The sequence below is a fragment of the Mycoplana sp. ABR4_002 genome (assembly GCF_056159645.1).
This window is the reverse complement of the sequence record NZ_JBSWVO010000001.1, coordinates 1,546,922-1,562,009: the sequence shown is the minus strand read 5'-3', so window position 1 is coordinate 1,562,009 and position 15,088 is coordinate 1,546,922. Positions and strand designations below refer to the sequence as shown.

Annotated in this window: 17 protein-coding genes; 9 read left to right on the top strand and 8 right to left on the bottom strand. The window is 66.5% G+C overall.

What is annotated here, in order from left to right:
• Positions 1-243: 243 nt before the first annotated feature.
• The gene (locus tag ACXAGF_RS07485) at positions 244-669 is read left to right on the top strand and encodes a TIGR02594 family protein (protein ID WP_475015732.1); all 426 of its coding nucleotides are present in this window, start codon (positions 244-246) and stop codon (positions 667-669) included.
• Between the two features lie 71 nt (positions 670-740).
• Positions 741-1,988, top strand: coding sequence for a cytochrome P450 (locus tag ACXAGF_RS07480; protein WP_475015730.1), 1,248 nt, complete (start codon positions 741-743; stop codon positions 1,986-1,988).
• A gap of 54 nt (positions 1,989-2,042) precedes the next feature.
• On the opposite strand, the gene ACXAGF_RS07475 is transcribed toward ACXAGF_RS07480, so the two are convergent.
• Positions 2,043-2,873 carry an SDR family NAD(P)-dependent oxidoreductase gene (locus ACXAGF_RS07475; protein WP_475015728.1) on the bottom strand — a complete coding sequence of 277 codons (831 nt, stop codon included), beginning with the start codon at positions 2,871-2,873 and terminating at the stop codon, positions 2,043-2,045.
• Positions 2,874-3,011: 138 nt separating this feature from the next.
• Here ACXAGF_RS07475 and ACXAGF_RS07470 point away from each other — a divergent pair, with 138 nt between their 5' ends.
• Positions 3,012-3,467 (top strand): MarR family winged helix-turn-helix transcriptional regulator, encoded by a 456-nt coding sequence (locus ACXAGF_RS07470; protein ID WP_475015726.1) that lies wholly within the window; start codon positions 3,012-3,014, stop codon positions 3,465-3,467.
• A 35-nt stretch (positions 3,468-3,502) separates the two neighbouring features.
• Here the strand turns inward: ACXAGF_RS07470 and ACXAGF_RS07465 are convergent, their stop codons facing one another.
• From ACXAGF_RS07465 to ACXAGF_RS07445, 5 genes are all read right to left on the bottom strand, one after another.
• A complete protein-coding gene (locus ACXAGF_RS07465; protein WP_475015724.1) occupies positions 3,503-3,847 on the bottom strand; it encodes a cupin domain-containing protein in 345 nt (114 codons plus the stop codon).
• A gap of 28 nt (positions 3,848-3,875) precedes the next feature.
• Positions 3,876-4,616: an NYN domain-containing protein gene (locus tag ACXAGF_RS07460; RefSeq protein ID WP_475015722.1), complete on the bottom strand. Its 741-nt coding sequence runs from the start codon at positions 4,614-4,616 to the stop codon at positions 3,876-3,878.
• Positions 4,617-4,632: 16 nt separating this feature from the next.
• Positions 4,633-5,913, bottom strand: a complete 1,281-nt coding sequence (locus ACXAGF_RS07455) for an O-acetylhomoserine aminocarboxypropyltransferase (RefSeq protein WP_475015720.1) — start codon at positions 5,911-5,913, stop codon at positions 4,633-4,635.
• A gap of 181 nt (positions 5,914-6,094) precedes the next feature.
• Positions 6,095-6,523: a CoA-binding protein gene (locus ACXAGF_RS07450; protein ID WP_475015718.1), complete on the bottom strand. Its 429-nt coding sequence runs from the start codon at positions 6,521-6,523 to the stop codon at positions 6,095-6,097.
• 85 nt (positions 6,524-6,608) lie between these two features.
• Positions 6,609-7,046 carry a CoA-binding protein gene (locus tag ACXAGF_RS07445; RefSeq protein ID WP_475015716.1) on the bottom strand — a complete coding sequence of 146 codons (438 nt, stop codon included), beginning with the start codon at positions 7,044-7,046 and terminating at the stop codon, positions 6,609-6,611.
• A gap of 241 nt (positions 7,047-7,287) precedes the next feature.
• Here ACXAGF_RS07445 and ACXAGF_RS07440 point away from each other — a divergent pair, with 241 nt between their 5' ends.
• Positions 7,288-8,124, top strand: a complete 837-nt coding sequence (locus ACXAGF_RS07440; RefSeq protein WP_475015714.1) for an EamA family transporter — start codon at positions 7,288-7,290, stop codon at positions 8,122-8,124.
• Positions 8,125-8,140: 16 nt separating this feature from the next.
• Here the strand turns inward: ACXAGF_RS07440 and ACXAGF_RS07435 are convergent, their stop codons facing one another.
• Positions 8,141-8,962 carry an enoyl-CoA hydratase gene (locus ACXAGF_RS07435; RefSeq protein WP_475015712.1) on the bottom strand — a complete coding sequence of 274 codons (822 nt, stop codon included), beginning with the start codon at positions 8,960-8,962 and terminating at the stop codon, positions 8,141-8,143.
• Between the two features lie 150 nt (positions 8,963-9,112).
• Here ACXAGF_RS07435 and ACXAGF_RS07430 point away from each other — a divergent pair, with 150 nt between their 5' ends.
• The 3 genes from ACXAGF_RS07430 to rpsI all read left to right on the top strand — a co-directional run bounded on the left by ACXAGF_RS07430 (position 9,113) and on the right by rpsI (position 10,720).
• Positions 9,113-9,550 (top strand): PaaI family thioesterase, encoded by a 438-nt coding sequence (locus tag ACXAGF_RS07430; protein WP_475015710.1) that lies wholly within the window; start codon positions 9,113-9,115, stop codon positions 9,548-9,550.
• Between the two features lie 229 nt (positions 9,551-9,779).
• Positions 9,780-10,244, top strand: a complete 465-nt coding sequence (gene rplM / locus ACXAGF_RS07425) for a 50S ribosomal protein L13 (protein ID WP_475015708.1) — start codon at positions 9,780-9,782, stop codon at positions 10,242-10,244.
• 2 nt (positions 10,245-10,246) lie between these two features.
• Complete coding sequence (gene rpsI, locus ACXAGF_RS07420) at positions 10,247-10,720, top strand: 30S ribosomal protein S9 (RefSeq protein ID WP_475015706.1); 474 nt, start codon at positions 10,247-10,249, stop codon at positions 10,718-10,720.
• Positions 10,721-10,843: 123 nt separating this feature from the next.
• On the opposite strand, the gene ACXAGF_RS07415 is transcribed toward rpsI, so the two are convergent.
• A complete protein-coding gene (locus ACXAGF_RS07415; RefSeq protein WP_475015704.1) occupies positions 10,844-12,826 on the bottom strand; it encodes an acyltransferase family protein in 1,983 nt (660 codons plus the stop codon).
• Positions 12,827-13,083: 257 nt separating this feature from the next.
• Between ACXAGF_RS07415 and speB the strand changes: the two genes are divergently transcribed.
• The gene (gene speB, locus ACXAGF_RS07410; protein ID WP_475015702.1) at positions 13,084-14,055 is read left to right on the top strand and encodes an agmatinase; all 972 of its coding nucleotides are present in this window, start codon (positions 13,084-13,086) and stop codon (positions 14,053-14,055) included.
• Positions 14,056-14,131: 76 nt separating this feature from the next.
• Complete coding sequence (gene argC / locus ACXAGF_RS07405) at positions 14,132-15,064, top strand: N-acetyl-gamma-glutamyl-phosphate reductase (RefSeq protein WP_475015700.1); 933 nt, start codon at positions 14,132-14,134, stop codon at positions 15,062-15,064.
• Positions 15,065-15,088 lie beyond the last annotated feature (24 nt).

Genomic DNA, 15,088 nt, shown 5'->3' with positions numbered 1-15,088 from the left:
CGTTATGTTTGCCCGAACCGCCAAATCCGGCAGGAAGATCTGCCATGCTTCCCGTTCCTGACGGAAGGCAGCCGCCCCCCTATCGTTGCTCCCGCAGCGCCGGGATTTCCTGCCATGACTGCTAAAGCGCGCATAATTAGAACTTCCTAAATTATGCCCTGATTGGTCTGTACGGTCCTGCCGTCGCTTTGTTCTTTGTGCTGGCCGGGATCACCAGCGCGATCCAAACAGTCCGAGTAGCAAATGAGGGTTATTCTAGCCATCATGCTCGCGTTTCTTGCCGTGCCGGCCCAGGCCGACATGCTGCGCGCGGCTACGAAATTCAACAACATGCATGAGCGATCGATCTCCTTCCTCGGGGTCAATCCCCGCCGCATCTCCTGGTGCGGAGCGTTCATGGCCTACGTCGCCAAGCGCGCGAAGCGTCAGCCACCGGCCAGTCCGAACCTGGCGGTCTCCTGGAAGAAGTTCGGCAGGCCCGTGGCTCTCCGGGCGGCGAAGCCCGGCGACGTCGTGGTGATGCGGACCGGAAAGCAGCGCTTCCATGTCAGCCTGTTCCACCATTTCGACAAGGGGCGGCAGTACGTCTACCTGTTCGGCGGCAACCAGTCGGACCGGGTCCAGCTGTCGCGCTACCGCGTCAGCTCGATCGTCGCCGTCCGGCGCTGACGCGGAGACGGGGCCGCCGCCGGGCCGATCGAGACCTTTTGCACCGCCATGAAATCCGCTAGGTCTGCGCGATGACCCAGCCGTTCCCCTTTCTCTCCATCGACGCGGCCGCGCGCCGCGTCTGCCTCGACGTCCGCGATCCCGCTTTCTACCGCGACCCGAACCCGGTCTATGCCGCCCTGCATGCCCATGCCCCGACCTTCTGGTGGGAGGAGCAGAAGCAGTGGTATTTCACCGGCTATGACCAGGTGAACGCGCTGCTGCGCGACCGACGCTTCGGCCGTCAGATCCTGCATGTGGCAAGCCGAGCCGACCTCGGCATGGCGGCGCCGCTGCCGCACCTGAAGCACTTCGACGCCGCCGAGGCCTGGTCGCTGCTGGAACTGGAACCGCCGGAGCACACGCGCCTGCGCACGCTCGTCAACCGTGCCTTCGTCTCGCGCCAGATCGACCGGCTGCGCCCGGAGATCACCGATCTGGCAAACGGCCTGATCGACAGCTTCGAGCGGGATGGCCGGGTCGAGCTGCTCTCCGCCTTCGCCGACATCCTGCCGGTGACGATGATCGCCCGCATGATCGGCATTCCCGACGCGATGGGGCCGCAGCTGCTGGCCTGGTCGCACGCCTATGTGCGCATGTACATGTTCGGTCGGACCGAGGCGGACGAGCATGCCGCCGATCGGGCCGCCGCGGAATTTTCCGACTATGTGCGCTCCGTCATCGCCGAGCGCCGCGCGCAGCCCCGCGACGACCTCCTCAGCCACATGATCCATACCGAGCACAAGGGCCACTTGCTCACCGAGGACGAACTGGTCTCGACCACGATCGTGCTGCTCAATGCCGGCCACGAGGCGACGGTGCACCAGATCGGCAATGCCGTCCGCAGCATCCTCGACAGCGGCCTTTCGACGGCGGCGATGTTCGCGGACGAGCGGGCGACGGAGCGAACGGTGGAAGAGGCGCTGCGGATCAGCGCGCCGGTGCACATCTTCCAACGCTACGCCCTGGAGGACGTCGAGGTCGACGGCATCCCGTTCCGGCGCGGCGACAAGATCGCGCTGATCCTGGCCGCGGCCAACCTCGACCCGCGAAAATTCGGTGATCCCCTCACCTTCCGGCCGGATCGCGACGAGGGGGCAAACCTTTCCTTCGGCGCCGGCATCCATTTCTGCATCGGCGCGCCGCTGGCGCGGCTTGAACTCAGCATCGCGCTGCCGCTTCTCTTCCGGCGGCTTCCCGGGCTGCGGCTGGCGGCGACGCCGGTCGTCAAGGACGTCTACCACTTCCACGGGCTCGAGCGCCTCGACCTTGCCTGGTAGCGCGCCGGACGCCGTGCGCCATCAGGCGCACAGCGTCGATCACACAGGGAAGCCTCAGGCGGGCACGCGCGCGCCGACGCCGTAGCGGCCAGCCGGCCGGTCGCGCGACAGGTTCGGACGCAGACCGAGGCGCGCAGCATCGAGCTGCTCGAATTCGGCCCGGTCTGGCAGCGACGGGATCGTCACCAGTTCGCCCTGGTCGAGCCCGGCAAGGGCGGCATCGACCATATCGCCGACCTCCATCACCATCGCCGGATCGAGCCGGTCGACCGAACCGCCAGCGCGGTCGAAGATCTCCGTGCGCGTGAGCCCCGGCAACACGGCCTGGACGCGGACGCCCCGGCCCTGAAGTTCGGCGTGCAGCGCCTGCGTCAGGCCGAGGACGAAGGCCTTGCTGCCGCCGTAGGTGCCATTGAACATTTCCGGGATCAGCGCCACGACCGAGGCGATGTTGACGATCGTGCCATGACCGCGCCCGGCGAAGGCCTGTGCCGCGGCCACGGCGAGCCGGTTCACCGCGCCGACATTGAGGTCGATCATGTCGTCGAGATAGTCGATGTCGTCCGAAAGAAGCGGCCCCTTCGGACCGATCCCGGCATTGTTGACGAGCACTGCGATCGCGGCATCCTCGCGCAGGCGGCGCTCGACCTTGCGCACGTCATCCCGCTTCGTCAGGTCGGCGGTGAGGACCTCGGCCTTGACGCCATGCTCCCGCGCCAGCCGTCCGGCCAGCGCGGACAACCGGTCGGTGTCGCGCGCGACGAGCAGCAGGTCGTGGCCGCGGCGGGCGAGGCGCTCGGCGTAGGATGCGCCGATGCCGGACGATGCGCCGGTGACAAGCGCGGTCCCGGCAGCGGATGCAGGCGTGTTGGTAGTCTCGGTCATGGCAATCTCCGTTGGATTGAATTTACTGGCATATGCCACTATATTGTCAAACGACCGCCAAAGCGCAAGGGGCGCCCGCAGGAATCTTTTCGCCGGCGCGGTCTTGGCCTAAGGAAGACGATGGACAAGGGGGATGAGATGACGAAGCCGGAAGGTCCCTGGATGAGTTGCACCGGCAGCGCGGTTCGCCGCGCGGCGCGCCAGCTTGGCCAGCTCTATGACGACGTCCTCGAGCCGGCCGGACTGAAGGCGACGCAATTCTCGCTGATCTCGCAGATCGAGCACAGCGGCAGCCCGCCGCTGAAGGCACTGTCCGAGGCGCTGGTGATGGACCTGTCGGCGCTCGGCCACACGCTGAAGCCGCTCATTCGCGACGGGCTGGTGGAGTTGGTGCCGGACGAGCGCGACAAGCGGGTGAAGCGCGCCCGGCTGACGCCGGTGGGCCGGGCCAAGCACGCGGAGATGATGGAACTCTGGCGCGAGGCACAGGACCGCTTCGACCGCGTCTTCGGCGCAGACCGGTCGGCCGAGTTGCGCCGCGCCCTTGCGGCCATCTCCTCGCCCGACTTTGCCCGGGCGTTCAGGAAGGACTGAGGCGGACCGCGCGGACGACCACGCCTTCCCCAGGCTCAGACCCGGATGACGTAGTCCTTGCGAGTCGTTTCAACGACTTCCCAGCTTCCCTTGAAGCCCGGTCTGAGGATCAGGCGGTCTCCCGGCTTCAGCTCGATCACCTCGCCGTCGTCGGATGTGACGATCGAATGACCGGACAGGATGTTGAAATACTCCCACTCGTCATACTGGATGCGCCACTTGCCGGGCGTCGCCTCCCAGATGCCGCAATAGATCCCGCCCTCGGCCTCCTCCAGGTTCCAGGTGCGGAATTCCGGATCGCCGGCAATGAGCCGGTCGGCCGCCGGCCGGCCGATCTCGGGCGCCAGCGCGCTGATGTCGAATGCGACTGCCTTGGTCATGACTCTCCGTCCGCTCCTCTTGCGACGATCATGGGGCGTTATGCTTCGGCGGCTGCCGTGCCGCCTGATCGGCTGCGCCATAGCGAATCTTTATCGATCCACCGGACTGTTCGATCTCGAACTTGCCGGTCTTGCGCACGAGATCGCTCAGCTTGCCGCATCCGTAGGTCCGCGGATCGAAGTCCGGCGCAAGGTTCGAGAGTTGGCTGCCGACGGCAGACAGACCGAGCCATCCGTCTTCGCTCGCGGCCTGTGCCAGTACCTTGCGGATCAGCGGCACAGCGGCAGACGGCGATTGACGCGCCGGGCTCGCCGCCTGATCGCCATTGGTCTCGGGCAACAGGTTTTCCGTGTAGATGAAGCGGCGACAGGCCTGGCGGAAGCTCTCCGGCGTCTTTTGCTCGCCGAATCCGAAGACGTCCGTGCCCTGTTCGCGAATGCGGGCGGCGAGCCGGGTGAAGTCGCTGTCGGACGACACCAGGCAAAAGCCGTCGAAGCGGCCGCTGTGGAGCAGGTCCATCGCATCGATCACGAGCGCGATGTCGGAGGCGTTCTTGCCGGTGGTATAGGCGAACTGCTGCTGCGGCACGATCGCGTGCCGGGCAAGCGTGTCCGCCCATCCCTTCATCCGGCTGCTGGAGAAATCGCCGTAGATGCGCCGAACGCTGGCCTCGCCGATCTTGGCGATCTCCTCGAAGAGCCCGTCGGCGATCCGGGACGACGTATTGTCGGCATCGATCAGGACGGCGAGGCGCGGCGATCGATCCATGACCGCTCCCTCCCGACTACGCCTGGCCCAGCGCCTGCTCGATATCGGCGATGATATCGGCGGGGTCCTCGATGCCGATGGAGAGGCGCACGACATCCGGACCGGCCCCGGCGGCAATCTGCTGTTCCTTCGACAACTGCCGGTGCGTGGTCGAGGCCGGGTGGATGACCAGGGAGCGCGTGTCGCCGATGTTGGCGAGATGCGAGATCATCTCCAGCCCCTCGACGAAGCGTTTGCCCGCCTCGTAGCCACCCTTCAGACCGAAGGTGAAGACCGCCCCCGACCCCTTGGGCGAGTAGCGCGCCTGCAGCGCGTGGTTCGGATCGCTCTCCAGCCCGGAATAGCTGACCCAGCCGACCTTGTCGTGCGCCTTCAGCCACCTGGCGACCGCGAGCGCGTTGTCGCAGTGGCGCTGCATGCGCAGCGGCAGCGTCTCGATGCCGGTGAGGATCTGGAAGGCGTTGAAGGGCGAGATCGCCGGACCGAGATCGCGCAGGCCGAGCACCCGGCAGGCGATCGCGAAGGCGAAGTTGCCGAAGGTCTGGTGCAGAATGACGCCGCCATATTCGGCGCGCGGTTCCGACAGCGCCGGATAGGCACCGGAGGCCGACCAGTCGAAGGTGCCGCCGTCGACGATGACGCCGCCCATCGAGTTGCCGTGTCCGCCCAAAAATTTCGTCAGCGAATGGACGACGATGTCGGCGCCGTGCTCGAACGGCCGCACCAGATAGGGCGTTGCCATGGTGTTGTCGACGATCAGCGGCAGGCCGTGCTTGTGGGCGATCGCGGCGATCGCGGCAATGTCGACGAAGGTCCCGCCGGGATTGGCCAGGCTCTCGATGAAGATCGCCCTCGTCCGTTCGTCGATCTGGGCCTCGAAGCTGGAAAGTTCGTCGGTGTCGGCCCAGCGCACATGCCAGTCGAAGCTCGCAAACGACTGGCCGAACTGGTTGATCGAACCGCCATAGAGCTTTCGGGCAGCGATGAAGTTGTCGCCCGGGCGCATGATGGTGTGGAAGACGAGCAGTTGCGCCGCGTGGCCGGATGCCACCGCCAGCGCCGCGGTGCCGCCCTCGAGCGCGGCGACGCGCTCTTCGAGCACCGCCTGGGTCGGATTCATGATACGGGTATAGATGTTGCCGAAGGCCTGCAGGCCGAACAGCGAGGCGGCGTGCTCGGTGTCCTCGAAGACGAAGCTGGTCGTCTGGTAGATCGGTGTCGCGCGCGCGCCCGTCGCTGGATCGGGGGCAGCCCCCGCATGGACTGCAAGGGTGGCAAAGCCCGGCTTGTTCTTCATGTATCGACCTCCCCGTGACATGTTCCAAGAGGAAACATGCAATTTTTCATGCGCTTGAGCTGCGACCCCGCGCGGCTTCCGCGGCCCGGCACTATTTCAGAGCCCGGCCGCGGCGTCAAAGCCAGTCTGTCGCGCTTCGCCCGCCCCAGAGCGCGGGCAGAGCACGGCGAAATTCGGCATGTCAGTCGATCAGCCGCGGATGCTCGATCGCCGGACAGCGATCCATGACCACCTTGATTCCGGCCGCTTCGGCGCGCGCGGCGGCCGCATCGTGGCGCACCGACAGTTGCCCCCAGATTGTCCTCGGCGGCGGCGTCATCGCCAGCGCCTCGTCCACCACCTCCGGCAGGGCCGAAGCGGTGCGGAAGACGTCGACCATGTCCACCGGCTCGGGAACGTCCGCCAGCCGGGCATAGACCGTCTGCCCGTGCAGTTGCTTGCCGGCCTGGCCGGGATTGACCGGGATCACGCGGTAGCCCTTGCGCAACAGGAAGGCCATGACGCGGTTGCTCGGCCGCTCCGGCTTGGGCGAGGCGCCGACGAGCGCGATAACCTTGGTCTCCCGCAGGATGTCCGCGAGATAGTAGTCCGTGTAGCTGTCGTGGTTCATGCCCTGTCCTCGCCTGTGGCCTGAGATGGGAGGACAGGTGACGGCGCGTGTCAATACCGCAAATCACGTAAGGTCAGGCAAGCCGTCAGTCGCCGCGCCGGGCCAGATGCGGGTACTCGGTGACCGGGGACCGGTCCATCACCACGCAGATGCCGGCCGCCTCGGCCTTTTCCGCCGCGGCGTCGTCGCGCACCCCGTACTGGCCCCAGATCACCGCTGGCCTCGGCTGCAGCGCCAGCACCTCGTCGACCAGCGCCGAGAGCTGCGAGGAAGCCCTGAAGGTGTCGACCATGTCGATCGGTTCGTGGATGTCGGAGAGGTGACCGACCACCGGCTGGCCGAGAATCGTCTTTCCGGCGTGCCCCGGATTGACGGGAATGACATGGTAGCCCTTGCCGAGCAGAAAGCCCATGACCCCATGGCTCGGCCGCGACTGGTTGGGTGAGGCGCCGACCACGGCGATGGTGCGGACCGAGCGCAGGATGTTGCAGATATAGCTGCCGCTGTAGCGATCATGGTCCATCATGGCCTCCCAGGCTGCCGTCTCGGACGCGCCCCGCGTTCCCGCTGCGTTACGCACCGTCATAATACGTCATGCCGGGTCCAATTGCCATTTTTCGCGCTCCGGCGCCGAGCCGGGCCACCGCTCCTGAAAACGGCCCCGCCCGATACAGGCACCGCATTGCCATGCGGCGCGATTCGGTGGATGAAGGGCGCGGCGATCGCCTACCCTTCGACCCCACCCGTACTGACAGAGGTTTTCCGTGCCGATTGATGTGATAGCACTTGTGCTGCTCGGCGCGGCGCTGCACGCCACCTGGAATGCGATCGTCAAGACGGGCAGCGACAAGTCGCTCGACGCGGCGATGATCGCGCTTGGGGCCGGAGCCTTCGGACTGGCCTTCCTGCCCTTCGTGCCGCTGCCGAAGCCAGAGGCCTGGCCCTTCATTGCCGCCTCGGCCGTCTTCCAGTTCGCCTATTTCCAGCTCGTGGCCGCCGCCTATCGCGCCGGCGACATCGGTCTCGTCTATCCGTTGATGCGCGGCGCGGCGCCGCTGATCGTCGCATCGACCAGCGGGCTGGTGCTCGGCGAACATCTGTCGACGGGCGCCCTGGCCGGCATCCTGATCATATCCGCCGGCGTGCTGACGCTCGCCTTCGAGTCGCGTCACGGCGGCCGCCACGCCTTCCTGCTCGCCCTCGCCAATGCCTGCGTCATCGCCACCTACACCTTCGTCGACGGCGCCGGCGCGCGCCTGTCGGGCAACGCGATCTCCTACACGCTGTGGATGGCGCTCCTGCCGCCGGTGCTGCTGTTCGGCTGGGCCACCTACCGGCGCGGCGCCGACGTCGTCGCCGCGCATGTGCGCCGGAACTGGAGACGCGGGCTGATCGGCGGCGGCGGATCGATCGCGTCCTACGGTCTGGCGCTCTGGGCGATGACGAAGGCGCCCATCGCCACCGTCGCCGCCCTTCGCGAGACGGCGATCCTGTTCGCGCTGCTGATCTCCGTCGTCGTCCTCAAGGAGAAGGCCAGCATCTGGCGCTATGTCGCCGGCGCCACGATCGCCGCCGGCGTGCTGGTGCTGAAGCTAGGCTAGGCTAGGCTAGGCCGGCCTACTCGCCCGTCCATTCCGGCATGCGCTTGTCGAGAAAGGCGCCGATGCCCTCCGTGGCGTCGGCGCGCAGCATGTTGTCGACCATCACGGCGACGGCCTGGTCGTAGGCCTGCGGCAGCGGCAATCCGGCCTGGGCGCGATAGGCGGCCTTGCCGATCTTCAGCGCCTGCGGCGACTTCGATGCGATCACCGAGGCGTATTTGTCGACCACCTGGCGCAGATACTGCTTCGGCACGATGCGGTTGACGAGGCCGAAGTCCTTCGCCGCCCCGGCATCGATGGTCTCGCCGGTCAGCAGCATTTCCATCGCCTGCTTCGGATGGGCGGCCCGCGTCACCGCCACCATCGGCGTCGCGCAGAACAGGCCGATATTGACGCCCGGCGTGCAGAACGTGGAAGTGTCGGTGCAGATTGCAAGATCGGCGGTGGCAACCAGTTGGCAGCCGGCGGCCGTGGCGAGGCCGTCGACCTCGGCGATCAGAGGCTGCGGCAGTCCGGCGATCTTCAGCATCAGGTCGGCCGCCATGCGCATCGTCCGCTCGAAGAAGGCCCTGCCCTCGTCCGCGTCCGCCCTATGCCCGGTCATTTCCTTCAGGTCGTGGCCGGCGGAAAACAGGTTGCCGGTCGCCGCCAGCACGACGACACGCACAGTCTCGTCCGCGGCCGCTTCGTCCAGCGCCGCCGCAAGCGCCGTCATCAGCGCAATCGAAAGCGCATTGGCGGGCGGGTTGTTGAGCGTCAGGCGCAGCACCGCCCCGGCCCGTTCCTTCTGCACCAGCCCGGCTGGATCGTCCCTGCGCAACGGCACCACATCGGCCATGACATCGACTCCGTATCGTTCTTCTTCGCGTCGTGGTACGCGCATGGGCGGCGGCATTCAAGGGCACGGCTGCCCGGCCCGCAGGGCGATCGCGCAATGGGCAGCGGCCGCGAACTCGCCTCGACAAGGCAAGGAAGGACGAGACCGCAGATGAAAGAGAACTTCGCACCGGTCATGACCGTCGACGACCTTAACCGGTTTCTCGAGACCGCGTTCCCCGAGATCCACACGGACGGCAAGCTTTTCGAAGTAACCGCGGTCGGTCCGGGCACCGCCGAAATGCGCCTTGCTCCGTCCGGGAGGCACCTGCGCCCCGGCGGCACCGTGTCGGGCCCGACGATGTTCGCGCTGGCCGACGTCACCGCCTATTGCACCGTGCTCGCCCATATCGGTCCCGTGGCGCTCGCGGTCACCACCAACCTCAACATCAACTTCCTGCGCAAACCGGAGCCCGGGCCGCTTTGCTGCGCCGGCCGACTGCTCAAGCTCGGCAAGCGCCTGGCGGTGATCGAGACGTCGATTTCGGCCGGGCCGGACGCCGAACTCGTCGCCCACGCCACCGCGACCTATTCGATTCCGCCGCGATAATTTGTGGTATCAAACTACCCCACACTTAATGCATTGTATTTGCGTTATTTTTAGCGACATCCCTCGAAACGCAGGGCTTGACGCCGGACGGGGCTTCACCTATAAGCCGGCACAGATCGCGGTCCGTTCGGGCCGCTTTCGTTTTTGGCATGCACCCAGCCTGCCAATCCAAGCAACAAGAAACGCCTGGGGTCCTGCGGCCTCGGGTCCAAACGAAAGAGTTTTTGCCATGGCAACCTTCGTACAGAAGCCCGCCGAGGTGGAAAAGAAGTGGATCCTCATCGATGCCGAAGGCCTCGTTGTCGGTCGTCTCGCTTCCATCATCGCAAACCACCTGCGCGGCAAGCATAAGGCCACCTTCACGCCCCACGTCGACGACGGCGACAACGTCATCGTCATCAACGCCGAGAAAGTCGCCCTCACCGGCAAGAAGTACACCGACAAGACGTACTACTGGCACACCGGGCATCCGGGTGGCATCAAGGAGCGCACGGCGCGGCAGATCATCGAGGGCCGCTTCCCGGAGCGCGTCATCGAGAAGGCTGTCGAGCGCATGGTTCCGCGCGGCCCGCTCGGCCGTCGCCAGATGAAGAACCTGCGCGTCTATGCCGGTTCCAACCACCCGCATGAAGCACAGCAGCCGACCGTCCTCGACGTCGCCAAGCTGAACAAAAAGAACGTAAGGAGCGCCTGAGCATGGCTGACCTCTCTTCCCTGAAGGATCTCGGCACGGCTGCGGCCGCTCCGGCTTCCGCCCCGGTTCACGTCAAGAAGGTTGACGCCCAGGGCCGTTCCTACGCGACCGGCAAGCGCAAGGACGCCGTTGCCCGCGTATGGGTCAAGCCGGGCTCCGGCAAGATCACCGTCAACGGCAAGCCGTTTTCGGCCTACTTCGCCCGCCCGGTCCTGCAGATGATCCTGCAGCAGCCGATCGTCGCCGCTGCCCGTGATGGCCAGTTCGACGTCGATGCCACCGTCGCCGGCGGCGGCCTCTCCGGCCAGGCCGGTGCCGTTCGTCACGGCATCTCCAAGGCGCTCACCTATTTCGAACCGGGCCTTCGCTCGGTGCTGAAGAAGGGCGGCTTCCTGACCCGCGACAGCCGCGTGGTCGAGCGCAAGAAGTACGGCAAGGCGAAGGCCCGCCGTTCGTTCCAGTTCTCGAAGCGCTGATCGCTTCCTGCGATCTCGACAATTCGGAAAGGCGGAGCTTCGGCTCCGCCTTTTTTCATGGCCGACCGGGGAGGATGTTCGCCCGCCGGCACGGCGTGGCCGCCGATCGGTGGGGGCCGTGATTTACGAGGGCCGGGCCGAGCGGAGCGGCCCGCCTTCCGCGCGCAGCGTGCCGACGGCGTTCATGATCTGGTTGACGACAAGCCGGGCACCGTCATCGGTGAAGTGGAGGCGGTCGGCGATGAAGGCCGTCCCGTCGTTCATCATCACGCACTTGCCTGCCTCGAAGCTGTTGCAGAACACCCGCTCGGGATAGATGCGGAACAGCCCACCGCCCCCCTGCCCGGCCGCGGCCCCGTCCAGCAGCTTGTAGGCGGGCGCCGTGCGATCCCTGAAGGCGGCATAGTCCTGCTCGACGTCCGGTGTGTCGTCACCACGCATCATCAGCCGGATGGCCGTCAGGGTGATCTTCACCTGGAGCGAAGGGTGCGGGTAGACCAGGATGACCTTGACCCCGGCCGTGCGCAGGTCCCGCAGCGTGGCATCGAAGGCTTCGGCGACCGCCGCCGTGCCGTCGACGCTGACATTCTTCACCCAGAACCGCTTCTCATCGAAGAAGTTCGCCCACGAGGCGAACAGCACGACCGTGTCGATGCCGTTGTCGATGATGTAGCGGTAGGCATCGTCGTTGAACCGCCGGCACTCGCGCGCGCCCTCGCTCTTGTCGGAGGCGACGTCGCGGATCGGCGCGCAATGCCCGTGCGTCAACTGGTGCAACTCAAGCCCGTCGCCGGCGAGCCGCTGCGCCAGCACCGGCGTGATCGAGGCGGAAACGGAGTCTCCCCAAATCGCCACCTGCTGCGGTTTTCCGGCATTGTAGATGCAGTCCCGCTCCGGGAAATGCCATTCCGTGCCGAACTGGAACAGGCATTTCCTGCTCCATGTCGTGTCCTCGGCGAAATTCTGTATGTGCGGCGGGAGGCGCTCCGGCAGGCCATCGGTGTAGACCCCGGTCATGGCGTAGGCCGTGAACGCCAGGATGCTGGCGGCGACCGCGCCGGCAAGCCGCCGGCCCGTCATCACGAACGTCACCCGATTCGCCCGGAACGGCTGCTCGACGAAACGCCAGGACAGATAGGCCAGGACCAGCGTGAGGCCGCAGGCCGCGACGAGGGTGCCCGTGGTCGGCTCGGCCGGGCTGAAGAGACGCAGGAAGGCCAGCACCGGCTGGTGCCAGAGATAGGCGCTGTAGCTGATCAGGCCGAGGCCGACGAGGATCGGCAGCGAGAGCAGCCGCGCGGTCCATTGACCGCCCCGGGCAAAGTTGAGCACCAGCACCGTGCCCCCCACCGGCACCAGCGCGTAGAGCGAGGGGAAAGGGGTGCCCTCGTCGAAGTGAAAGATCGAGAAGACGATCAGCGCCAGCCCCACCGCGGCCAGACCGTCGTCGACGGCGCGTGGCGCCGGCCGCCGCTGGAACTGCCAGAGCGCCACGAGCGCGCCGGCCAGCAGCTCCCAGGCACGGGTGGGCAACAGGTAGAAGTTGGTCGCCGGGGCGTGTACGGAAGCCCATTGCGACAGGAAAAGGCTGGCGATCGCCAGCAGCGCCACCGTGCCGGTCGTCCAGGCGCGTTGCTTGCGCCACAAACACAGCAGAAGGACGGGGAAGAGCAGATAGTATTGCTCCTCGACGCCGAGGCTCCAGGTGTGCAACAGCGGCGACGTCTCGGCGTCGGGCGCGAAATAGTCGGCCTTGCGCCAGAAATAGATGTTCGACACCGAGAAGGCGGCCGTGACCAGGCTCTTCGAGAAGATCTCGAAGTCCTCCGGATTGATCCGCAGCCAGGCCAGCGGCAGGCAGCAGGTCATCACCAAAAACAGCGCCGGCAGGATCCGTCGCGCCCGGCGCTCGTAGAACCGCGCCAGCGAGAAGGTTCCGCCCTGCAAATCCTTCAGGATGATCGAGGTGATCAGGTAGCCGCTCAGGACAAAGAAGATGTCGACGCCGACAAAGCCGCCGCTCCAGCCATTGAAGCCGGTATGAAACAAAATGACGGAAGCAACCGCGATAGCCCGCAGCCCGTCGATTTCCTTGCGATAAGGCATGTGCATTCCAGATGTGATTCCACGCGAACGCCCCGGCGAGGTCTATCACGACGCCGGCGAGTGACGGTGGGCAGATAGGCGCGAATCCGGGCAACTTTGCGGGCGGCCCACAGTTTTGTGCGCTCGGGATGCGGCGCGGCCTCGACAGCCGGCCGCTCAGGACCACCGGTCCCGCCGCGCGCAGAATTCCGTCCCTCCCCCTTGCCTTCCGCCAGCCGATTGTCCACCGTCCGCGACGAATTGCAGGAGGACCCATATTGGCCAACAAGACCATCGATCACGCGATCACGACGAAATCGCTGAAGAGTGCCGCCTCTGACCCGACCCATGCGGGCGTGCTTTCCTTCATGCGCCGCCGCTACAGCAAGAACCTGAAGGGCGTCGACGCCGTCGTCTGGGGCATCCCCTTCGACGCCGCCACCTCGAACCGGCCGGGCGCACGTTTCGGCCCGCAGGCGATCCGCCGCGCGTCCGCGATCATGGACAACGATCCCCAGTATCCCTTCCAGCAGGACCTGTTCGAGAACATGGCCGTGATCGACTATGGCGACTGCCTGCTCGACTACGGCAACCATCAGAAGACACCGGCTACGATCGAGCGCGAGGCGTCCAAGATCCTGAAGTCCGGTGCCTTCCTGCTGACGCTCGGCGGCGACCATTTCGTCACCTGGCCGGTGCTGAAGGCGCATGCCGCGGCCCACGGGCCGCTGGCGCTGGTGCAGTTCGACGCGCACCAGGACACCTGGAGCGACGAGAAGGGCCGCATCGACCATGGTTCCTTCGTCGCCCGAGCCGTCCGTGACGGCATCATCGACCCGGAACGCTCGATCCAGATCGGCATCCGCACCCATGCGCCGGAGGACTGCGGCATCCGCATCGTCTACGGCCACGAGCTCGAGGACATGTCGGCCGCCGAAGTCGCCGAAACCATCGTGCGCCATGTCGGCGACCGGTCCTGCTACCTGACCTTCGACATCGACTGCCTCGACCCCGCCTATGCCCCGGGCACCGGCACGCCGGTCTCCGGCGGACCGTCGAGCGCGAAGATCCTTTCGGTGCTGCAGCGGCTCGGGCCACTCCACATCAAGGGCGCGGACGTGGTCGAGGTGGCCCCGGCCTACGACCACGCCGACATCACCGCCATCGCCGGCTCGACGATCGCCATGTACATGCTCGGCCTGCGCGCCGGCTGGCTGGCGGAGCGGCGGCAGGCGCCGGCAAGCGCCTAGCCCCCGCATTGAAAGCGTCATGGGGAGGCGGTATAGCCTCCCCGACAAGCGTATGCGGCAGAGGAAGGGCAGCTCCATGAAACCGAAGATCTTCATCGATGGCGAACACGGCACGACGGGCCTACAGATCCGCACGCGCATGGCGGGCCGCACCGATGTCGAGCTGCTGTCGATCCCGGAGGCGGAACGGCGCAACAATGTCCTGCGCGAGGACCTGCTCAACAGCGCCGACATCGCCATCCTCTGCCTGCCGGACGACGCCGCCAGGGAGGCCGTCGCCATGGTCTCCAGCAACAACAGCGTGCGCATCATCGACACCTCGACGGCCCACCGCGTCAGCCCGGACTGGGCCTACGGCTTCGCGGAAATGGACGCCGACCAGGCCGGGCGGATCGCCGCGGCCCGCCACGTCGCCAATCCCGGCTGCTACCCGACCGGCGCCATCGGCCTGCTCCGGCCGCTGCGGGCGGCGGGCATCCTGCCCGAGGATTATCCCGTCACGGTCAACGCCGTGTCGGGCTATACCGGCGGCGGCAAGCAGATGATCGCGCAGATGGAGGATACCGGCCACCCGGAACACATCGATGCGCCGCATTTCCTCTACGGCCTGCCGCTGAAGCACAAGCACGTGCCGGAGATGCAGGTGCACGGCCTGCTGGCCCGCGCGCCGCTGTTCTCGCCATCGGTCGGCAAGTTCCCGCAGGGCATGATCGTGCAGGTCCCGCTCCATCTCGCCGATCTCAACGCGCACGCCTCGCTCGGCTCGATCCACGCGGCTTTGGCCGATCACTATGCCGGACAGGACATCGTCGAGGTCGTGGACCTGAAGGAAAGCGCCGGGCTTGCCCGCGTCAACGCGGTGGAACTGGCCAATACCGACCGGATGAAGCTCTACGTCTTCGGCACGGCCGGCGCCCCGCACGTCAATCTGGTGGCCCTGCTCGACAACCTCGGCAAGGGCGCCTCCGGCGCCGCGGTGCAGAACATGGACTTGATGCTGCGCGGGTAAGTCGACAGGCATGATCCGCCGGCT